Annotated in this window: 19 protein-coding genes; 9 read left to right on the top strand and 10 right to left on the bottom strand. The window is 61.9% G+C overall.

Annotation, left to right across the window (positions count from 1 at the left end; genetic code table 11):
• Complete coding sequence (locus ACTG4J_RS02010) at positions 1 to 1,080, bottom strand: Hint domain-containing protein (RefSeq protein ID WP_439136819.1); 1,080 nt, start codon at positions 1,078 to 1,080, stop codon at positions 1 to 3.
• Complete coding sequence (locus ACTG4J_RS02005; protein WP_439136818.1) at positions 1,077 to 2,660, bottom strand: Hint domain-containing protein; 1,584 nt, start codon at positions 2,658 to 2,660, stop codon at positions 1,077 to 1,079. Before ACTG4J_RS02005 ends, ACTG4J_RS02010 begins: the two co-directional genes overlap by 4 nt.
• 278 nt (positions 2,661 to 2,938) lie before the next feature.
• Here ACTG4J_RS02005 and dapE point away from each other — a divergent pair, with 278 nt between their 5' ends.
• Entirely contained in the window at positions 2,939 to 4,108 is a 1,170-nt protein-coding gene (dapE, locus tag ACTG4J_RS02000; protein WP_439136817.1) for a succinyl-diaminopimelate desuccinylase, read from the top strand.
• Between the two features lie 4 nt (positions 4,109 to 4,112).
• Here the strand turns inward: dapE and ACTG4J_RS01995 are convergent, their stop codons facing one another.
• Complete coding sequence (locus tag ACTG4J_RS01995) at positions 4,113 to 5,003, bottom strand: lysostaphin resistance A-like protein (protein WP_439136816.1); 891 nt, start codon at positions 5,001 to 5,003, stop codon at positions 4,113 to 4,115.
• Positions 5,004 to 5,149: 146 nt separating this feature from the next.
• On the opposite strand from ACTG4J_RS01995, the gene ilvD reads away from it, so the two are divergent.
• The 5 genes from ilvD (at position 5,150) to ACTG4J_RS01970 (ending at position 11,033) form a co-directional block, all read left to right on the top strand.
• On the top strand, positions 5,150 to 6,883 hold the full coding sequence (gene ilvD / locus ACTG4J_RS01990; RefSeq protein WP_439136815.1) for a dihydroxy-acid dehydratase: 1,734 nt from the start codon (positions 5,150 to 5,152) through the stop codon (positions 6,881 to 6,883).
• A gap of 112 nt (positions 6,884 to 6,995) precedes the next feature.
• Positions 6,996 to 7,673 carry a hypothetical protein gene (locus tag ACTG4J_RS01985; RefSeq protein ID WP_439136814.1) on the top strand — a complete coding sequence of 226 codons (678 nt, stop codon included), beginning with the start codon at positions 6,996 to 6,998 and terminating at the stop codon, positions 7,671 to 7,673.
• A gap of 72 nt (positions 7,674 to 7,745) precedes the next feature.
• Complete coding sequence (locus tag ACTG4J_RS01980; protein ID WP_439136813.1) at positions 7,746 to 8,522, top strand: DUF6478 family protein; 777 nt, start codon at positions 7,746 to 7,748, stop codon at positions 8,520 to 8,522.
• 16 nt (positions 8,523 to 8,538) lie between these two features.
• Positions 8,539 to 8,922 carry a hypothetical protein gene (locus tag ACTG4J_RS01975; protein WP_439136812.1) on the top strand — a complete coding sequence of 128 codons (384 nt, stop codon included), beginning with the start codon at positions 8,539 to 8,541 and terminating at the stop codon, positions 8,920 to 8,922.
• A 77-nt stretch (positions 8,923 to 8,999) separates the two neighbouring features.
• The gene (locus ACTG4J_RS01970) at positions 9,000 to 11,033 is read left to right on the top strand and encodes an FAD-dependent oxidoreductase (RefSeq protein ID WP_439136811.1); all 2,034 of its coding nucleotides are present in this window, start codon (positions 9,000 to 9,002) and stop codon (positions 11,031 to 11,033) included.
• Here the strand turns inward: ACTG4J_RS01970 and ACTG4J_RS01965 are convergent.
• Genes ACTG4J_RS01965 through ACTG4J_RS01950 form a run of 4 tightly spaced genes read right to left on the bottom strand, consistent with a single transcriptional unit; the run spans position 11,030 to position 14,367 of the window.
• Complete coding sequence (locus tag ACTG4J_RS01965) at positions 11,030 to 11,944, bottom strand: ornithine cyclodeaminase family protein (RefSeq protein WP_439136810.1); 915 nt, start codon at positions 11,942 to 11,944, stop codon at positions 11,030 to 11,032. The genes ACTG4J_RS01970 and ACTG4J_RS01965 overlap by 4 nt on opposite strands.
• Positions 11,941 to 12,564, bottom strand: a complete 624-nt coding sequence (locus tag ACTG4J_RS01960) for an HAD family hydrolase (protein ID WP_439136809.1) — start codon at positions 12,562 to 12,564, stop codon at positions 11,941 to 11,943. The genes ACTG4J_RS01965 and ACTG4J_RS01960 overlap by 4 nt, the downstream gene beginning before the upstream one ends.
• The gene (gene fghA, locus ACTG4J_RS01955; RefSeq protein WP_439136808.1) at positions 12,561 to 13,400 is read right to left on the bottom strand and encodes an S-formylglutathione hydrolase; all 840 of its coding nucleotides are present in this window, start codon (positions 13,398 to 13,400) and stop codon (positions 12,561 to 12,563) included. The genes ACTG4J_RS01960 and fghA overlap by 4 nt, the downstream gene beginning before the upstream one ends.
• A 16-nt stretch (positions 13,401 to 13,416) precedes the next feature.
• The gene (locus ACTG4J_RS01950; RefSeq protein WP_439136807.1) at positions 13,417 to 14,367 is read right to left on the bottom strand and encodes an AEC family transporter; all 951 of its coding nucleotides are present in this window, start codon (positions 14,365 to 14,367) and stop codon (positions 13,417 to 13,419) included.
• Between the two features lie 121 nt (positions 14,368 to 14,488).
• On the opposite strand from ACTG4J_RS01950, the gene ACTG4J_RS01945 reads away from it, so the two are divergent.
• On the top strand, positions 14,489 to 15,106 hold the full coding sequence (locus ACTG4J_RS01945; protein WP_439136806.1) for a TetR/AcrR family transcriptional regulator: 618 nt from the start codon (positions 14,489 to 14,491) through the stop codon (positions 15,104 to 15,106).
• A gap of 121 nt (positions 15,107 to 15,227) precedes the next feature.
• On the opposite strand, the gene ACTG4J_RS01940 is transcribed toward ACTG4J_RS01945, so the two are convergent.
• From ACTG4J_RS01940 to ACTG4J_RS01930, 3 genes are read right to left on the bottom strand one after another with little or no spacing between them, the layout of a single operon-like run.
• On the bottom strand, positions 15,228 to 15,632 hold the full coding sequence (locus tag ACTG4J_RS01940; protein WP_439136805.1) for a hypothetical protein: 405 nt from the start codon (positions 15,630 to 15,632) through the stop codon (positions 15,228 to 15,230).
• Positions 15,629 to 16,141, bottom strand: a complete 513-nt coding sequence (locus ACTG4J_RS01935; RefSeq protein WP_439136804.1) for a GNAT family N-acetyltransferase — start codon at positions 16,139 to 16,141, stop codon at positions 15,629 to 15,631. Before ACTG4J_RS01935 ends, ACTG4J_RS01940 begins: the two co-directional genes overlap by 4 nt.
• A 4-nt stretch (positions 16,142 to 16,145) precedes the next feature.
• The gene (locus ACTG4J_RS01930) at positions 16,146 to 17,276 is read right to left on the bottom strand and encodes an S-(hydroxymethyl)glutathione dehydrogenase/class III alcohol dehydrogenase (RefSeq protein WP_439136803.1); all 1,131 of its coding nucleotides are present in this window, start codon (positions 17,274 to 17,276) and stop codon (positions 16,146 to 16,148) included.
• 230 nt (positions 17,277 to 17,506) lie between these two features.
• Between ACTG4J_RS01930 and rimP the strand changes: the two genes are divergently transcribed.
• The gene (gene rimP, locus ACTG4J_RS01925) at positions 17,507 to 18,091 is read left to right on the top strand and encodes a ribosome maturation factor RimP (protein WP_439136802.1); all 585 of its coding nucleotides are present in this window, start codon (positions 17,507 to 17,509) and stop codon (positions 18,089 to 18,091) included.
• Positions 18,092 to 18,096: 5 nt separating this feature from the next.
• A complete protein-coding gene (gene nusA / locus ACTG4J_RS01920) occupies positions 18,097 to 19,701 on the top strand; it encodes a transcription termination factor NusA (RefSeq protein ID WP_439136801.1) in 1,605 nt (534 codons plus the stop codon).
• Positions 19,702 to 19,717: the final 16 nt, after the last annotated feature.

Here is a 19,717-nt window from a genome sequence, read left to right as displayed (position 1 = left end):
TCAACGCCCGACGCCCCGCAGCGAGGCCGCGATCAAGGCTTGTGCGCCTGCACGGTCAAGCACCGGCAAACAGGGGGTGCGGTCGGTCTGGCTGAGATTGCGCTGCCCACCACCATCTTCGGCGGCGATCACATCCGAGAGCAGCGCGGATTCCACCCCGCATCGGTCGATCGCCACACAGGCATGATCATCGAGCAACAGATGATACATATCGCGCACCGGCATTTGCCGATCGCGCCGCGCGCCGGGGCTGGATGTCATGTCACCGGCACGGATCAAGACGCGCTCATGACCGAACAAATACTCAACCGCCGCACCTGAACGCGCCACGCGCGTCTCGGGCGTGGTGACGATATCATGCATCAGACCGAAATAAGGTGCGCGCAACCGGATCGGTGCCAGCCGACCAAGACAAAGCCTTGGGCGGCGCGCGACCCAGCGCAACGGCATGGCTTGGCCATCGGTCAAGATCACCGCCATATCCGGGCGCAATGATTCGACCGGGATCGGCCCTTTGGTTGTCTGCACAAGGGCACCCGCCCCCACGGCTGGCAAGTCGGTTGAGCTGACATGGAAATCAGCGATCGCCGCGACATGGCAGACCCCCAGAAACCCTCCGTGGCGGGGCAATGCTTCTTCCAGCCGCACGGCCTGTGCAATGCCCAGCCGCATCCGGTACAGATGCCCACGGCCATGATTGATCAGTTCCAGCACATCGGCGCGGCCACGCGCGCAGCACAGGTAACGAAGCCCGATCATTTCGCCGGGGCGAGCGAAACAAGCCTCCGTACGCATGTCCACCTCATCATGAACGAGGCGTAAGGCACCATCTGGCTGCGCATAAAGCGCGATGGACCGCCGCGCCTCGGCCGCGCCCTGCCATAGCCGCAAGGGGTGCTTTCCCGTCACCTGCGGCATGCAGAATTCCAGCAAAAGCGAAAGCGCCGGTTGCGGGTCAGGGTCGGGCGCACGCGGGGGTGGAATACGCGCCTGTCCAGCGTCCCAGATGGCGACCCATTGATCCAGCCCGCCGATTGGGGCGGGTCTTACCATGTCCTGATGCGGCAGCAGCGCGTTCACGCGACAGCGCCTCGCAATACCTGCGCTTCAAAGGATTTGAGGGATTTCCGCGCGGCCGGTCCATAGCCATCATGGGTAAGCGGGTCGATTTCCGGGAACAGCGTCAGCACTTCTTCCCGCACCGACGCCTCGAAATCGTTCAACACGGCAGGGCCAGGAAGGAAGCTTTCGGTCGCAAGACCCTCGGCAAAGACGATCTCATGCGCATCGAACAGCAGATGGACATAGGTCACCTCACCACCCGGTGCGATATGGACGGAGCAGTCGTTGACCAAATCCTTGGCGGCAACCAGAACCTCATCTTCGCCGAACATCAACTCGGCCATCCAATGGGTCAGCAACACGCGATGCTGCGGCGAGACCACGAGCCGTCGATGGTGGCCAAAGGTGCCCGCCTCGATCACCACCGGCGCAAACCGACCATGCGCCGCAACCGTCCGTCGCCCGATCCAGCGCAACGGCCTTGGGCCGTGATCGCGTGTTTCGACCATGTCGCCCACCGCCAAATTTTCGACGGCGACCTCGCCGCGCGCGGTGCGGATCAAAGTCCCTGCCGTGAAACACGGCACGGTCGTGACGCTGACGAAGGCACTATCGCTGATCCCGTCTTGGTTTTCGGCGGTGTAGGAGAAATTGACGACGACCGGATCTGTCAGAGCCGTCAATCCTGCGGGTGGCGTAATCTGAAGCTCGCCGTTCGCCAACAAGGTGATCTGATGCCCGTTCGACAAGGTCACCGTATCGCCCGCATTTACGGCGATGCCGTTGATATGGGTGATGATGCTGACACCGACGCCATTTCCGTCATTGGCAAGCACATCGAGGACGCCGACCTGAAGCTCGTTGAGCGTGATGGTGTCATCTTGCGCGATAAAGGTCCCTTGGACCGAGTCCGCGGCGATCAACAAGGTGCTGTCATAGCTCGAGTCGCCGACATCGGCGATGCCGATCACCAGCGTATTGGGCTGCCCGATATTGACCGGGATCAGCACCGAGAGCGTCACGGTGAACCCGTCCATCTCGGTGTTGTAGAGATCGCCGGTGTTATTGACGAATAGGGTCTCGTTCTCGCTTTGGTTGATCGAGTTGATCTGGGCGACGTTGACGATGGGCGATGTCACCAGCTGCCCGTTGATCCAGATCCCTACCGCGTCGTTATAAATGGAGCCGGTGAATTCCGGATACTCCTCCGACGAAAAGGTGAATTGCATCGACAAGAATTCAGTCGTCGGGATGAATTGCGTCGTGAGGATCGCCGCGTCGAAAGTACTTGTGCCAGCAAGCGCGTTGAACAGCGGATTTCCGTTCTGACCGCTCGAATTATACGATGAGCTTCCGCTGCGGTTCGGGTCGCCATCGGGCTGTGTGAAGTTGCGTACATGCCCCGTCGTCAAGATCACGCCCGTGTCGCCGGGGGTGACGTCAGCCGATATCGTGTCGCCACCGCTATAAATGCCGGATGAAACGTTTTCACCGGAATAGCTTGCGCCCAGAATCGTGACATCATCGCCGAAGATGGTCTGCGCCATCTGCAACGCGGTCGCACTTGTATCGATCGGTAGCTCTTGCCCCGTCGCCATGCCTTGCCTGCCTCGGTCTTGCGGGCCTTTGGCGGGTCTGCTCACAGAGCTGCATGGCGGGCCAATACACACGCGGCCCGGAACCTTGTACGCTTACTGCTCGTTGCGGTCTTGTGCCGCTGCCTGCCTCGGCCTTCACTTTCTCTTTGTATCTAAAGTTAACAACTTACAAACCAAAGTTGAAGTCGATCTTTGCCCCGGCCCGACCGCAACACCCTGTTGTGCCTTCAGGGTCACAGCGTTACGCAAGACAGCATGCCCCAGACGGAGCCGCGACAATGCCCATCGATCCCGTTGATCTGACCGCCGCCCTTGTCCGCTGTCCTTCGGTCACACCCGAAGAAGGCGGCGCGCTGACGCTGCTGGAGGCAACGCTCGGCGCGGCGGGCTTTACGTGTTGGCGCGTCGACCGCAACGGCACACCCAATCTTTTCGCGCGCTGGGGCAACAAGGCTGCTGCGCGCAGCTTCGGCTACAATGGCCATACCGATGTCGTCCCCATAGGCGATGCCACGGCTTGGACCCACCCGCCCTTTGCCGCTCATCAAGAGGATGGCTGGCTATACGGGCGGGGTGCGACCGACATGAAATCATCCGTCGCGGCCTTTGTCGCGGCGGCCGTTGATTTCGTGGCCCACACACCGCCCAACGGCGCGGTCTTGATCGCGATCACCGGCGACGAAGAAGGGCCGGGCAAGGATGGCACGGTGGCGATCCTCGACTGGATGAACGAGACCGGAGAGCGGATGGATATCTGCATCGTGGGCGAACCCACCAGCGTCACCGAGATCGGCGATATGGTGAAAATTGGCCGCCGCGGGTCGATGACCGCTCATTTCGAGGTGATCGGCAAGCAGGGCCATTCCGCCTATCTGCACAAGGCGCTGAACCCGATGCCCGCCGTGGCGCTTTTGGCGCATCGGCTGTCATCCCAGCAGCTTGACCAAGGCACCGATCATTTCGACCCCTCGACGCTTTCGGTCACCACCATCGACACCGGCAACACGGCCTCGAACGTCATTCCGGCCCGCACGCGGATGACGGTGAACCTACGCTTCAACGATCTGCATAGCGGGGCCGGCTTGCACGAGTGGTTGCAGGGACAAGCCGATGCCGTCGCGGCCGAAATGGGCGTTCGGATCGAGATGCGTAGCCAAATTTCGGGCGAGGCGTTCCTGACGCCACCCGGCCCGTTGTCAGAGCTTGTGACCCGCGCGATCCGGCAAGAGACCAATGCAAGCCCCGTGCTTTCGACGACAGGCGGCACATCGGATGCGCGCTTCGTCAAGGATCATTGCGCGGTGGTGGAATGCGGCCTTGTCGGACATCGCATGCACGAGGTGGATGAGCGTGTCTGGATCGCGGATATCCACGATCTCAAGCGGATATATACACGGATGCTGCAAAGCTATTTCGCGGGTGAACCGTTCCGCGATGGCACGGGTTGATCCACTAAACCACGACGCGCCCCACGACGCGACGGATCACCGCCCAGACGATGATCATCACCGTCACATCCATTGCCAGCATCCAGCCCAGATCGGCTTGGGCGATCACGCCCTCGGGCAGGGTGTAAAGGGCAAGACCCGAGAGCGGCCCCTCGATGCCGACGATCAAGATCGCGCCGCAGTTATTGGCGAAGTGAAAGCCCCAAGCCGCCCCGATCGTTCCGGTATAGGCGGTCAGATCAGCGGCCAGCATCGCAAAAACGAAAACCGCACAAACCATCATCCACGCATTCTCACCGAAAATATCGGGCTGATAATGAAGTGACGCAAAGATCACCGACGGAATGAGCATCCACACCATGGGCGACGCAAAGCGCGCGGCAAGCTGGGTCTGGATATAGCCGCGAAACAGCACCTCTTCTGCGCCGGTCTGAACCAGCACCGCCACCAAGGCCAGCGGCAGAAACGTTGCCCAAATGCCGGTAGGCAGGTTGCGTTCAGGCGTGATCCCGGTCGGGATCAGCGCCGCGATCGCGTAAATCAGCACGCAGATCCCCGTCGCAATCGCGAAATGCCGCAAAAGCCGTGGCCGCGCGCCGAACAGAGACCCCAAGGGCCGCCCATGCAACAGCCGAGCCGCCGCCAAAGGGCCAAGACCCATGCCGATAAAGGTAGACAGAACCAGAAGTGTCGCGGTCGGGCTATCGGCCTCGGCCATGCGCACAAGCCACATCTGCGCGCCATCCCACCCGCTGATGGCGACCAGCAGGGCGAACAGCGCCGCGATCCCTGCGACATAAATCACAACCGCCAAGGCAAGGCCGATCATCAAACGCCAGAGCGCGGATTTTACTCGCGCAGGCGCCACCAACGCTTCTTGAGCTACATACTGCATCGAACCTGCCTTTGACGGCTTTTGATTGGTGATAGTCTAATCCGCATCATCGGATGCGGCAATCGCGCTTGTCTGCCCCGACCTGCGCGTCTATTTCCGTCCCAACCGATAACTTGCTGAAAAAACGCCGTAGGGGGGCCAGCACAATGCCGACAGGTAAATTCGACAAGTCAAAACTGCCAAGTCGGCATGTCACCGAGGGCGCATCGCGCGCGCCGCACCGGTCCTATTTCTATGCAATGGGGCTGAATGACGAAGAAATCCATCAGCCATTCGTCGGCGTCGCCACCTGCTGGAACGAAGCCGCACCTTGCAACATCTCGCTCAACCGTCAGGCGCAGTCCGTCAAGATCGGCGTCAAGAATGGCGGCGGCACGCCGCGCGAATTCACCACCATCACCGTGACCGATGGCATCGCCATGGGCCATGAGGGTATGCGCTCCAGCCTCGCGTCGCGCGATGCGATCACCGACACCGTCGAATTGACAATGCGCGGCCATTGCTATGACGCGCTGGTGGGCCTTGCGGGCTGCGACAAGTCGCTGCCCGGGATGATGATGGCAATGGTGCGTTTGAACGTGCCCTCTGTCTTCATCTATGGCGGGTCGATCCTTCCGGGCCGTTTGGATGGCCGTGATGTGACCGTGCAGGACGTATTCGAAGCCGTGGGCCAGCATCAGGCCGGTAACCTGTCGGATGAGGCGCTGGCGATCCTCGAACGCGTCGCCTGCCCCAGCGCCGGGGCCTGTGGCGGCCAGTTCACCGCCAACACCATGGCCTGCGTATCCGAGGCCATCGGCCTTGCGCTTCCCAATTCGTCAGGCGCGCCCGCGCCTTATGAAAGCCGCGATCAATACGGCGTCGCATCGGGCGAAGCTGTGATGAAACTCATCGCATCTGGCCTGCGCCCGCGCGACATCGTCACCCGCAAGTCGCTGGAAAACGCGGCACGCGTCGTGGCTTGCACGGGCGGTTCGACCAATGCCGGTCTGCACCTGCCCGCCATCGCCCATGAGGCAGGGATCGATTTCGACCTGTTCGATGTCTGCGAGATTTTCAAGGACACGCCCTATTTCGTCGATATGAAGCCCGGCGGCCAATATGTCGCCAAAGACCTTTACGAGGTGGGCGGCGTGCCCGTCGTGATGAAAGAGTTGCGCAAGATCGGCCTGATCCACGAGGATTGCATGACCGTGACCGGCCGCACCATGGGCGAAGAGCTTGACCTGATCGAGCGCGAGGCCGATGGCAAGGTGATCCACCCCGCCGCCACGCCGATCACCGAAACCGGCGGCGTCGTGGGCCTCAAGGGCAATCTCGCCCCCGATGGCGCGATCGTGAAAGTGGCGGGGATGAGTGCCGATCAACAGGTCTTTACCGGCCCCGCACGCGTCTTCGAATGCGAAGAGGACGCCTTCGAGGCGGTCAAGAACCGCGCCTATAAAGAGGGCGAAGTGATCGTGATCCGCAACGAAGGGCCGCGCGGCGGCCCGGGCATGCGCGAGATGCTGGCCACCACCAGCGCGATCTCGGGCCAAGGCATGGGCAAGAAGGTGGCACTGATCACCGATGGCCGTTTCTCGGGCGCAACCCGGGGCTTCTGCGTCGGCCATGTTGGCCCCGAGGCGGCGGTGGGCGGACCCATCGGCCTTTTGCAGGATGGCGACATGATCACCATCGACGCGATCACCGGCGAATTGTCGGTCGCCCTGACCGAGGCCGAGTTGGAGACACGCCGCAAAACGTGGTCCGGTCCGCGCGAAACCATCTACGAAACCGGTGCGCTGTGGAAATACGCCCAGTTGGTCGGCCCGGCGGTCAAGGGTGCCGTCACCCATCCCGGTGCGACCAAGGAAAAGCATGTTTACGCTGATCTGTAATTATCTCCGGCAGGCCGCGATTATCGTGGCCTGCCTTGTTCTTGTCGGGTGTGGGAACAGGTTCGGTGGCAGTAGCGGTGGGGATGGCCCTGTCGCACCGGCCCCGACACAGGTGGCTGTTACCACCGACAGGATTGTCATCAGCGGCCCCGATGGCTTTTGTGTCGATCCGACGGCAACGCGCGACAGTTCGGACACAAGCTTTGTTCTACTCGGCAATTGTGCTGCGATCTCCAATTCACGCCGTGCGGCGCAACCCGCAACGCCCGCCGTTTTGACGGCGACGGTATCGGCCCCTTCCGCGGAAGGGCGCTTGTCCGATAGCTTGCAGCAACTCGACGGGTTTTTCCGCTCGGATGAGGGGCTGACGCTTCTCAGCCGATCCGGCGACCCGGCTCAGGTCACGATCCTTGATACCGCCTTGGATGGTGGGGTGTTCTTGCTGCATGCCGATGATACCAGCGCCGATGCGATCAGTGGTGTGCAAAGCGAATATTGGCGCGCCTATCTTGATGTCGGGCCGCGCATCGCGACCTTGTCGGTGCTTTCGCTCGAAGAGCGCAACCTGACGCGTGAGGAAAGCCTTTCGCTTTTGCTCAATTTCGTGCGCGTGGTGCAGGGTGCGAACCTCGATGTGCCGATCACAGCCGCGCCTTCGCAACAAGAACAGCCCCCGCAATCCGACCCTACAGACCCAAGCGTTGCACCTGTGCCAGCCGCACCGCGTAACCTGCGACTGGATATACCTGCGCTCTGGAATGTTGGACTGTTTCGTCGGATACTCGGTTAACGAAACCGCCAGCTTTGTAATGCATCCATATGCACCAGACTGACGGCTTTCGATCCGAAGGGTAGTGTTTGCATGGGTAAAGACAGTACGAGTTTGTTCGGTTTTTTCGGTATGGCCGATCCGCTTCGGCGACTTGAGCGCGAGCTGAAAGCCCCAAAGGCGATGGCGCCTCGCGATCTGCTTGGCATCAATCACCGCCTGCGCGCCATGCGCGACGACATCGACCAATTGGCCGCATCCGCCACGAGCGAGCTTTTCGCCCGCGTCGGTCAGCTTGAGGTCGACAAGCGACAGCTCGATCAGTGCGACTGGGCCGAAAGGGCGGGGCCATGGCAGTCACGGCTTTCCCCGCGCGGCTATGTCGATTTCGCCTCTCCGCTTGCGCTGGGCGCAGGCGTGACCATGTTTCATGATGCGAACAAGTCCGATCTTTCCCTTCGCCAAGAGCCGATCCACGGCGAAAGGGCCGGTGCGGCATTCGGGCTCGTGCTGGATGTCTACCGTTTCGACGGATCATTTCTATCGCTGGTGCAAGACCTGCCCGCCGCCGCGCTTGAGGGGCTCAGCCTTGGACATTTCTTTCGAGTCCAACTGACGTTGGAGCGGGAACAACCGATCGAGATCTATGCACGCCTAAACATCCAACATGGCCCCAACCATGAACAGATCGTGCGCCAATTCGCTTTCACCGGGGATCATGCGCTCGCAGAATTCGATCTGGCCTATACCAAGATCAACGAGCGGCGCATCGAAAAGGCGTGGCTCGATCTGATTTTCGAAGGCCCCGAAATGAACCGGATCGCGATCTGGGACATGGTCATGCTTCGCGCACCGCGCGCCGATATTTGAAAGGGGTCTTTAGCCGATGTCGGGTGAAACGCTTGTTCGGGTCAGACTGCAGGCAGGCCGCTATGAGGCTGTGCTGACCGGCAGCAACCCGGCGATGCAGCAAGGTTTGGAGGCCGTTCACGAAGGCAAGGTGGTGGCCATCGCCGCGCTCACCCCCGACGAGGCAAGACCGGACAGTTGGCGTGTCTTACTCGACCTCCCCGCAGCCGTAATCGCCGATGGTGTTCAGGTCATCGCGATTCGTTCGATCACCACGGGGGGCGTGCTTGATCGCATCACCTTGATGGCCGGCGCCCCGCTGGACGAGGATTTCAGGGTCGAGCTCGCGCTATTGCGCGATGAGTTGGAAATGCTCAAACGCGCCTTTCGCCGCCACTGCGCCGAAACCACGGTCCGCTGAGTTCGGCGTGACGCGGCGTTGAGCGTGACACAGGCCGCGCCTCGGGTTTACCTGCTGATCAGGGAACGGAGGGGTTCATGGGCAAGACAGGTTATCCGCATCTTCTGGCGCCGCTCGATCTGGGTTTCACCACGCTGAAAAACCGCGTGCTGATGGGCTCGATGCATACCGGGCTTGAAGAGACCCGCGATTGGCCGCGCGTTGCGGCTTTTTACGCCGAACGCGCGCGCGGCCATGTCGGGCTGATCGTGACCGGCGGCATGGCGCCCAACCGCGAGGGCGGCGTATTCCCCGGCGCGGCGGGGCTTTTCACCGATCAAGACGTCGCCAACCACCGCATTGTCACCGATGCCGTCCATGACGCGGGCGGCAAGATCGCGATGCAGATCCTCCATGCCGGGCGCTATGCCTATTCGCCCGATTGTGTCGCCCCTTCGGCCGTCAAATCGCCCATCTCGCCTTTTCCGCCCAAAGAACTGGATGAGGAGGGGATCGAGAAACAGATCGCCGATATCGTCACCGCCGCCATCCGCGCACAACAAGCGGGCTATGACGGGGTCGAGGTCATGGGCAGCGAGGGGTATTTCCTCAACCAGTTCCTCGTCACCCACACCAACCGCCGCACCGACCGCTGGGGCGGCAGCTATGAGAACCGGATGCGCCTGCCGGTCGAGGTGGTGGCCCGCGCCCGCGCCGCCGTCGGCCCCGATTTCATCATCATCTACCGCCTGTCGATGATCGACCTGATCCCCAATGGCTCGACCCATGAAGAAGTCGTGCAACTCGCGCAAGCGATCGAGGCGGCGGGCGCCACCATCCTCAACACCGGTATCGGCTGGCACGAGGCGCGCATCCCCACCATCGCCACCTCCGTCCCGCGCAAGGCCTTTGCTTGGGTGACACAAAAGCTGATGGGCAAGGTGGGCATCCCCATCATCACGTCGAACCGCATCAACACCCCCGAGGTGGCCGAGGATGTTCTGGCCACAGGCTGTGCCGACATGGTCAGCATGGCGCGCCCCTTTCTGGCCGATCCCGATTTCGTGGCCAAGGCGATGGCGGGTCAGGCAGGCCAGATCGCGCCCTGCATCGCATGCAATCAGGCCTGTCTTGACCATACATTTTCCGGCAAGCTGACCAGTTGCCTTGTGAACCCCCGCGCCTGTCATGAGACGGAATTGCGCTACACCAAGGCCACCACGCCCAAGCGCATCGCCGTGGTCGGCGCGGGCGCCGCTGGCATGATGGCGGCCCTTGTCGCCGCCGAACGCGGGCATGGCGTGACGCTCTGGGACAAGGCGCTCCAAATCGGCGGCCAACTCAACATGGCCAAGACCATCCCCGGCAAGGAAGAATTCATCGGCCTTGTCGATTGGTTCGCCACTTCCCTTGCTACGGCGGGCGTCGATTTGCGCCTTGGCACAGCGCCCAGCGCCGATGATCTGACAGGCTTTGACGAGGTGATCATCGCCACCGGCGTCCGCCCCCGCGACCCGGGCATTCCGGGCCAGGATGGGCCGAATGTGCTAAGTTACGTCGATGTGCTGGCGGGCCGCGCGCCTGTGGGCCAGCGCGTCGCCATCATCGGGGCGGGCGGCATCGGCTTCGACATGGCCGAATACCTGACGCATCAGGGCGAAAGCCCCACCCTTTCCCCCGATCTGTGGATGCGCGAATGGGGCGTCACCGACCCCGCGGCCCATCGCGGCGGCCTTGCCCCCGAAGGGCCGCAGCCCACAGCCCCCGCACGGCAGGTCGTGATGCTGCAACGCAAGCCCGAGAAACCCGGCAAACGCCTTGGCAAGACCACGGGCTGGATTCACCGCGCCAGCCTTCAGATGAAGGGCGTCAAGATGATCGCGGGCGTGAATTACGAGGGGATCGATGCCGATGGCCTGCACATCAGCCATGGCGCGGGCCGCGAGAACCCCACCTTGATCGCGGTCGACACCATCGTGCTCTGCGCCGGCCAAGAGGTCGAACGCAGCCTCGCCGACACCCTGACCGCCCGCGGCCTGACCCCCCACATCATCGGCGGCGCCGACGTCGCCGCCGAGCTTGATGCGAAACGTGCGATCGATCAGGGCGCAAGGCTGGCGGCCACGCTTTAGCCGCCCGCCCGATCCAAAACATACCGCGCCGTCATCAGGTCGAGATGCGCGCCACCGCCGTTCTTGAACAGCGTGATCTCGTCGTCCGACCGCCGGGCAAAGGCACCCGTTGCAAGGTCATAATAATCGGCAACCACATCGCGCTGGGATATCACCCCATGGGCCAGCGGGATCTTCAACTCGCCGATATGGCCGATGGTCGTGGCGCGGCTGTCGACGAAGATGCGGGCGCGGCGCAGCGCCTCATCATCGGCCTCGCGCATGTCGGGTCGATAGGCGCCGATCAGATCAACATGCTGGCCCGGTCGCAGCCACGCGCCCTTCAACACCGGATCGGTGGCCATGGTGGCACAGGTTATGATGTCGGCTTCGCCAACAGCGGCAGCCAGATCATTGGCCACCCCCATGCCGGGGTAGCGCGCCGCCAGCCGCTCTGCGCCTGCGCGGCTGCGGTTCCAGACCGTAAACCGCGCATCCGGGAAAAGCGCGCCATACGCCTCCCGGAGCGAGGCCGCGACCGTTCCGGCCCCCACGATCAGGATGGCCGCACTATCGGGCCGCGCCAACATCCGCGCGGCACACAGGCTGTCGCCTGCCGTCTTCCACTTGGTCAGCAGGTGGAAATCGACAATCGCGGCCAGCGTTCCATCCGTGTCGGAATAAAGCGCCGCCGACCCGTTCACCGCCGGTTTGCCCAAACCCGCATTGCCCGGAAAGATCGTCGCCGTCTTGACCAACTGCCCCAAGCCATCAATCCACGCCGCGCGGCTGAGCAGCGTATCGCCCCCGCGATAGAGGAAACTGTCCGCGATCTCGGCCCTTGGCCGCGCATGCCCAGCCTCGATCGCATCGCACAGGCCCAGCCAATCCAGCCGCGCCTCGACCTCGGGCCCGATCAAGGGAACGCTCACGCCGCTGCCTCATCCGCGCTCAACAGCCCTGCCGCGACCAAGCGGTCAGCCCATCCCTGTGGATGCTCGAAAAGATGGGCCTGCCATCCACGATCGAGCGCGACCTTGATATTGGCCTCCCGGTCATCGGCGAACAGGATCGCGCCCGGCGCCACACCCAATTCCGCCTCGACCATCTCGTAGATGCGCGGATCGGGTTTGGTCACCTGCATCCGCCCCGAGACAAACTCGATATCGAACTCGTTCAGGAAATCGAACTGCGTCTGGGCATAGGCGTAGCTGTCCACCCCGAAATTCGTCAGGCAATGCACCGGCACCCCCTTGGCGCGCAACCGCCGCAACAGCGTAACGGAATGATGGATCACGGGCGTTGCCAATTCGATCCAGCTGTCATGCCAATCCCGGATTTCGGCGCGCCATTTCGGATGCGCATCAGCGGTTTCATAGATGACTTGCGTAAAGGGCTCACCACGATCCACCCTCTCGTTCATCCAGTGCAGATCGACCTCGGCAAACAGCGCGCGACGGCGATCCTCGCCATAGACGCGATCATAGTAATCCTCGGGCTGCCAACCGATCAGCACATTCCCGATGTCGAAAATCACGGCCTGCGGTGTCATGCGCCCACCCCATAAAGCGCCTCGGCGTGGAAATTCACGTGATCCTCCATGAAGGTCGAAACGAAGTAATAGCTGTGATCATAGCCCGGCTGAAACCGGATCGTCGCATGCTGACGCCGCGCGGCGATGGCCCCCGCCAAGGCCGCGGTCCCCAAGTGATGCCCGAACTGGTCCGCCGTGCCGGTATCGATCAGGATCGGCCCCGCAAAACCACGCGCGCGCATCAGTTCCGTGGCATCATGCGCCGCCCACAGCGCGGCATCCGTGCCCAGATAGGCCGCGAACTGCTTGCGGCCCCAATCGCTTTCCATCGGGTTACAGATCGGCGCGAGTGCCGAGACGCTGGCGAAGCGATCCGGAAAGCTCATCGCGATGGTCAGCGCGCCATGTCCGCCCATCGAATGCCCGGTGATCGCTTGTCGCGCCTCATCGAGCGCAAAGCGCTTGAACAGCGCCGCGGGCAATTCATCGGTTATATAGCTCCACATCTGGAAATGCTTGGCCCAAGGGTCTTGGGTCGCGTTCACATAGAACCCCGCCCCCTGCCCCAGATCATAACCTGTATCATCGGGCACACCCGCCCCACGCGGCGAGGTGTCGGGAAAGATCAGTGCGATACCTTGCTCGGCCGCCCATTGCTGCGCCCCCGCCTTTTCCATCGCATTGGCGTGCGTACAGGTCAGCCCAGACAGATACCACAAAACCGGCACCGGCCCCTCGGCCGCCTCGGCAGGCAGGAACAGGCCGAATGTCATCTCCGTGCCCGTGGCATCGGATGCATGGCGATAGACACCTTGCGTGCCGCCGAAACAGCGGTTCTCGGAAATCGTTTCCATCCTGTCATCTCCTCCGTCAGCCGCCCGGCATGATCCCCGCCATCTCGGATACCCAGGCGATGACCACCGACACGGTCAGAATCGACACCACCGTCGACACCAATATCGCCGCCGATACCCGTTGCGGCGCAACGCCGTAATGCTGCGCCAGCATGAAGATGTTGCCCGCCACCGGCAATGACGCCGCCGCGATCATCACGGCCGCCTCGAATGTCGGCACCGGAAACAGCAACAGCGCCGCGAATGCCACCGCCGCCGGGTGCAGCACCAGCTTGCAGAAACTCAACCACCCCGCCACCTCGATCCGCTCGGCCGATTTCCCGGCAAGCGAGGCACCGATGGCAAACAGCGCCCCGGGCGTCGCCGCCGCGCCCAGAATACCCAAGAATTCGTTGACCGGCCCCGGCAAGGGCATACCCGTTGCGGACCAACTCAACCCCAGCACCATCGACACGATCATCGGGTTCTTGACGAGGCCCAGACCGACCGTCTTGACGATGCCCAGCGACATCCGCCCATCACGGCTGCCGGTGATCAAGATCACGATGATCGAGGAAAACACGATCAGATCCAGCGCCAAGACCATCAGCACAGGGCCCGCCGCCGCCTCGCCCATCAAGACGATCAGCATCGGCACGCCCAGAAACCCGGTATTGCCGATCACCGCACATTGCGCCTCGACCGCCGCTTCGGCAATCGAACGACCACGCAAAAAGGCTACCGCCGTGGCGATGGCATAGACGACGAAACAGCCCCACAAATAAGCCGCCACAAACCACCAATCGAGGATCTCGGACAGCGACAGGTTCGCGGCAAAGCGAAACAGCATCGCCGACAACGCGAAGTAAAAGACGAATTTCGTCAGATAGGCCGCCGCCTCGGCGGTAAAGAACCCGCTGCGGCACGCCTGCCAGCCCAAGCCGATCAGGGCGAAAAACGGCAATGTCTTGAGAAAGATTTCGATCATATCGCTTGGCTAATCCGCCTCGCACACAGAGTCCATCCATCCCGCATCCATGTGCGCTGCGTCGAAATCCTTGCCGAAACTGAACTGAATGGTTTACGTTTGTTCCGTAGGGGAGACTAGAATGAACGCACCAGCGCAGATCAAGAAAGGTCGCAAATTCGATCAGGTGATCGAAGGCGCGCGCTCTGTCTTCATGCGCGAAGGCTATGAGGGTGCCAGCGTCGATGTCATCGCGCGCGATGCCGGCGTGTCAAAGGCCACGCTCTACAGCTATTTTCCCGACAAGCAGCATCTTTTCCTCGCCGTACTCGAGGCCGAGTGCGCCCAACAGGCCGAGGTGGAATTCCTCGACGATACCAACAACCTGACCGTCGAAGAAACGCTGCATGTGATCTGCAAGACGCTGATCACGTTTTTCCTGTCGCGCTTCGGCCAAGACATGTTCCGCGTTTGCGTCGCCGAGGCCCAGCGCTTCCCCGAGCTTGGCCGCGCCTTTTATGAAAGCGGGCCCAAGAAATGGGGGCGCAAGATCGCCCAGTATCTCGACAGCCCGAAAGCGCGCAAATCACTTGCCATCGAAGACAGTTTCTTGGCCGCCGATCAGCTGGCCCAGCTGTGCCGCGCCGATCTGATGCTCAAGGTTCTTTTCGGCATCGAGAAAGACCCCAGCGCGGATGAGATCGACCGCGTCGCCGCAGAGGCGGTCAAAACCTTCCTCGCCCGTTACAAGTGCGCCTGACAGTTAACCCAGCATCAAGGTTAACGCGCCCGCCCCTTCTCTGTTTCATAAATATCCCGGGGGAGGCCGTAGGCCGGGGGCAGAGCCCCCCGAACAAGAAGAACGGGGCAAAGCCCGACATTCAATCGACGAAAATCTCGGGCGACAGCGTCTCGCAGCTGGCTGTGCCTTGCCAAAGCGCCTGTAGCGCCCAGCCACGCATCATCGTGGTCTGCACAAGGTAAAGATGCCCTGTCAGTGGCAAGCGCATGGGCGCGCTTTGGAAATTCAGGCCGCAGATATGGGCGATCAGCCGCTCACCCTCGGTTGGGCCAAGCGCCGCCAATTGCGCATCGGCACCGGGCATCAGGGTGATGAAGATCTCGGTGATCGCGCCCGATTCCGATACGGCGATATCGGCGATGTCGAAAAGCGAGATCGCGATGCTGCCCGCCGCGCTTGCCACGGCAAGCGGCGGTATCTCGGCCAAGGCCGGGCCAAGCGGGCAGAACGCCACAAGGGCAAGGGCTGCAAGCCTCCGTTTCAAGGCCGCACCCCAAGATCTTTCCACATCACCAAGGCATCGACATCGCCATGCTTGGGATGGGCAAAAGCGCCGGGCAACCGCCCGACGATGCCAAAGCCCGCACGCTCCCATATCGCGACCGCGCGCTGATTGCTGGCCACGACGAAATTGAACTGCATCGCGCGATAGCCCTGCGCTTTTGCCGTGGCCAATGCATGATCCAGCATCGCGCGCGCCACGCCCTTGCCTTGCGCGGCTCCCGCGGTGACGAACCCGCAATTGCACACATGCGCCCCGCCGCCGCCCTGATTGGGACGGATGTAATAACTTCCCATGATATGGTCGCGCGCCTCGGCAACAAAAACCGTCTTCTCGGCGCTGCACCAATAGGCAATCGCCCCCTCCTGCGTGATGTCGGGATCGATGGCATAGGTCTCGCCCGCGCGGAACACCGGCAGCATGATTTCCACCAAGGCCGCGACATCGGCCTTGGTGACAGGGCGGATCACGAGGCCCACGGGGGCGTTCATCGGATCAATAGACCACGACCGAGCGGATCGATTTTCCCGCATGCATCAGCGCGAAGGCATTGTTGATCTCGTCGAGGGGCATGGTGTGGGTGATCATCGGATCGATCTCGATCTTCCCATCCATGTACCAATCCACGAATTTCGGCACATCGGTGCGCCCCTTGGCCCCACCGAAGGCCGTGCCCTTCCAAACCCGGCCAGTGACAAGTTGGAAAGGTCGCGTCGCAATCTCGGCCCCTGCGGGCGCCACCCCGATAATCACCGAAACGCCCCAGCCGCGATGCGCGCATTCCAGCGCGTCGCGCATGACTTTGACGTTGCCCGTCGCGTCGAAACTGTAGTCAACGCCGCCAATGTGATCGATCCCGCGCTTGGTCAGGTCAGCGATCGCCTGCACGACCGAACCTTCGATTTTCGCGGGGTTGATGAAATGCGTCATCCCGAATTTGCGCGCCATCTCTTCCTTGGCGTCGTTCAGATCGACACCGATGATCATATCCGCGCCCGCCATGCGCAGCCCTTGGATCACGTTGAGCCCGATACCACCAAGCCCGAAGACCGCGGCGGTCGAACCGATCTCGACGCCGGCGGTGTTGATCACGGCACCGATCCCCGTCGTCACGCCGCAGCCGATATAGCAGATCTTGTCGAAGGGCGCGTCGGGCCGCACCTTGGCAAGCGCGATTTCCGGCATCACCGTGTGGTTGGCAAAGGTCGAACAGCCCATGTAATGAAAGATCGGTGTGCCATCGAGCATCGAAAAGCGCGTGGTCCCGTCAGGCATCAGCCCTTGGCCTTGGGTATTGCGGATCGCGGTGCAAAGGTTCGTCTTGCCCGAGAGGCAGGAATAGCACTGGCGGCATTCCGGCGTGTAAAGCGGGATGACATGATCGCCGGGTTTCAGCGTGGTGACACCCTCGCCCACGGCCAAGACAACGCCCGCCCCCTCATGGCCCAGAATACAGGGAAACAGCCCCTCGGGGTCGGCACCCGACAAGGTGAATTCATCGGTATGGCAAATACCCGTGGCCTTGATCTCGACCAAAACCTCACCGGCCTTGGGATCTTCAAGGTTCACTTCCATGATTTGCAGCGGCTTTCCGGCCTCGATCGCAACAGCGGCACGTGTGCGCATCAACAACTCCCTTCGTTACAATGGCGAACGACAGCTTGTGCCAATCGCGCGCCCAAGGCAACGCGCGATCCCTGCATGGGCCGCCCCGGCGCATAGGCTTGCACCGCGCGGTGATTCCCCCTATATGGCGGTCAACAGCGGCGCCCCCGGGTCCAAACCGGATGGCACCACCGGACAAGTTCGACGGGCCGCGCGGCCCGTTTTTTCGTTTCTGAAGGTATGTCAGCGACATGAACGACCTCATCGCCAAGACCGCCATCGACCGGCGCATGGCCGAGATCCTGACCCCTGTCATCGAAGATATGGGGTTCGAAGTCGTGCGCATTCGCCTGATGGGTGGCAAAAGCAATACCTTGCAGATCATGATCGAACGCCCCAATGGCGGGATCGAAGTGGATGAATGCGCCCTTGTCTCGACAGCTGTCAGCGCGGTGCTGGATGTCGAAGACCCGCTCGAAGACCCCTATGCGCTGGAAGTCTCCAGCCCTGGAATCGATCGGCCGCTGACCCGGCTCAAGGATTTCGAGAATTGGGAAGGTTACGAGGCCCGCGTCGAGACCACCGAGATGATCGACGGGCGGCGGCGCTTTCGCGGCCTGTTGGCCGGTGTCGAGGGTGACGAGGTTCTCGTGAATATCGAAGAAGGCGGCGAAACCATCACGGTCGGCCTGCATTTCGACTGGTTGTCGGATGCCAAGCTGATCCTGACCGACGAGCTGATCCGTGAAATGCTCCGGGCGCGCAAAGCGGCTGGAATTATCGACGAAACACAATTTGACGAGATCGAGGAAGACACCTCGAAGGCGGAGGATTAACCACAATGTCCATCACGTCAGCCAACCAGCTGGAACTGTTGCAAACCGCGGATGCGGTGGCACGCGAAAAGATGATCGACCCCTCGCTGGTCGTGGAAGCGATGGAAGAATCCCTCGCCCGCGCGGCCAAGTCGCGTTACGGCGCCGATCTCGACATTCGCGTCAAGATCGACCGCAAGACCGGTCGCGCCTCGTTTACGCGCGTGCGCACGGTCGTCGAAGATGACGCCGTCGAAAACGAAAAGGCCGAGCTGACCGTCGCACAGGCCAAGCCCTATCTCGATGATCCCAAGGTGGGCGATGTCATCATCGACGAGATCCCACCCGTCGAACTGGGCCGGATCGCCGCCCAATCGGCCAAGCAGGTGATCTTGCAAAAGGTCCGCGAAGCCGAGCGTGACCGCCAGTACGAAGAATTCCGCGACCGCGCCGGCACCATCATCAACGGCGTCGTTAAGCGCGAGGAATACGGCAACGTCATCGTGGATGTGGGTCGTGGCGAAGGCGTTTTGCGCCGCAACGAGAAAATCGGCCGCGAGGCCTATCGCAACGGCGACCGCATCCGCTGCTACATCAAGGATGTGCGCCGCGAAGCACGCGGGCCGCAGATCTTCCTGTCGCGCACCGCGCCGGAATTCATGGCCGAGCTGTTCAAGATGGAAGTGCCCGAGATCTATGACGGCATCATCGAGATCAAGGCCGTCGCCCGCGACCCCGGTTCGCGCGCCAAGATCGCCGTCATCTCTTATGACAACTCTATCGACCCCGTCGGCGCCTGTGTCGGTATGCGCGGCTCGCGCGTCCAAGCCGTGGTCAACGAGCTTCAGGGCGAGAAGATCGACATCATCCCGTGGAACGAAGATGCCGCCACATTCCTAGTGAACGCGCTTCAGCCTGCCGAAGTGTCCAAGGTCGTCATCGACGAAGAGGCCGAGCGCATCGAGGTCGTCGTTCCCGACGAGCAGCTGTCGCTTGCCATCGGTCGGCGCGGTCAGAACGTGCGTCTGGCCAGCCAGTTGACCGGCCTCGACATCGACATCTTGACCGAAGAAGAAGAATCCAAGCGCCGTCAGGCCGAGTTCGAAGAGCGCACGCGCCTGTTCATGGACACGCTCGACCTTGACGAATTCTTTGCTCAGCTGCTTGTCTCCGAAGGGTTCACCTCGCTTGAAGAGGTCGCCTATGTCGAAATGGACGAGCTGTTGGTTATCGAGGGCGTCGACGAAGGTACCGCAGGTGAGCTTCAGGCGCGCGCCCGCGATTACCTTGAAGAGCAGAACAAGAAAGCCTTGGAAAAAGCCCGCGCTTTGGGTGTCGAGGACGCGCTTGTTGAATTCGACGGTCTGACGCCCCAGATGCTTGTTGCGCTGGGCGAGGATGGCATCAAATCGCTCGATGACTTCGCGACCTGCGCCGATTGGGAACTGGCCGGTGGCTGGACCACGGTGAATGGCGAACGGGTCAAGGATGATGGTCTGCTCGAGCCCTTCGAAGTCAGCCTTGAAGAGGCGCAGAACATGATCATGACAGCCCGCGTCAAACTGGGCTGGGTCACGATCGAGGAGCTGGAAGCACAGGCCGCAGCCGAAGCCGAGGAGGCGGAGGGCTAAGGCCCTCCCCTTCGGA

The organism is Roseicyclus sp., assembly GCF_965662675.1.
In the GTDB taxonomy this organism is placed as follows: Bacteria; Pseudomonadota; Alphaproteobacteria; order Rhodobacterales; family Rhodobacteraceae; genus Roseicyclus.
Note: the sequence above shows the minus strand (reverse complement) of the source record. Positions and strands in the feature narration are given on the sequence as shown.

Excerpts from the sequence above, each read along its gene's own strand:
- ACTG4J_RS02005 (WP_439136818.1), bottom strand. The coding sequence starts at position 2,660 with ATGGCGACGGGGCAAGAGCTACCGATCGATACAAGTGCGACCGCGTTG.
- dapE (WP_439136817.1), top strand. The coding sequence starts at position 2,939 with ATGCCCATCGATCCCGTTGATCTGACCGCCGCCCTTGTCCGCTGTCCT.
- ACTG4J_RS01995 (WP_439136816.1), bottom strand. The coding sequence starts at position 5,003 with ATGCAGTATGTAGCTCAAGAAGCGTTGGTGGCGCCTGCGCGAGTAAAA.
- ilvD (WP_439136815.1), top strand. The coding sequence starts at position 5,150 with ATGCCGACAGGTAAATTCGACAAGTCAAAACTGCCAAGTCGGCATGTC.
- ACTG4J_RS01980 (WP_439136813.1), top strand. The coding sequence starts at position 7,746 with ATGGGTAAAGACAGTACGAGTTTGTTCGGTTTTTTCGGTATGGCCGAT.
- ACTG4J_RS01975 (WP_439136812.1), top strand. The coding sequence starts at position 8,539 with ATGTCGGGTGAAACGCTTGTTCGGGTCAGACTGCAGGCAGGCCGCTAT.
- ACTG4J_RS01970 (WP_439136811.1), top strand. The coding sequence starts at position 9,000 with ATGGGCAAGACAGGTTATCCGCATCTTCTGGCGCCGCTCGATCTGGGT.
- ACTG4J_RS01960 (WP_439136809.1), bottom strand. The coding sequence starts at position 12,564 with ATGACACCGCAGGCCGTGATTTTCGACATCGGGAATGTGCTGATCGGT.
- fghA (WP_439136808.1), bottom strand. The coding sequence starts at position 13,400 with ATGGAAACGATTTCCGAGAACCGCTGTTTCGGCGGCACGCAAGGTGTC.
- ACTG4J_RS01950 (WP_439136807.1), bottom strand. The coding sequence starts at position 14,367 with ATGATCGAAATCTTTCTCAAGACATTGCCGTTTTTCGCCCTGATCGGC.
- ACTG4J_RS01945 (WP_439136806.1), top strand. The coding sequence starts at position 14,489 with ATGAACGCACCAGCGCAGATCAAGAAAGGTCGCAAATTCGATCAGGTG.
- ACTG4J_RS01935 (WP_439136804.1), bottom strand. The coding sequence starts at position 16,141 with ATGAACGCCCCCGTGGGCCTCGTGATCCGCCCTGTCACCAAGGCCGAT.
- ACTG4J_RS01930 (WP_439136803.1), bottom strand. The coding sequence starts at position 17,276 with ATGCGCACACGTGCCGCTGTTGCGATCGAGGCCGGAAAGCCGCTGCAA.
- rimP (WP_439136802.1), top strand. The coding sequence starts at position 17,507 with ATGAACGACCTCATCGCCAAGACCGCCATCGACCGGCGCATGGCCGAG.
- nusA (WP_439136801.1), top strand. The coding sequence starts at position 18,097 with ATGTCCATCACGTCAGCCAACCAGCTGGAACTGTTGCAAACCGCGGAT.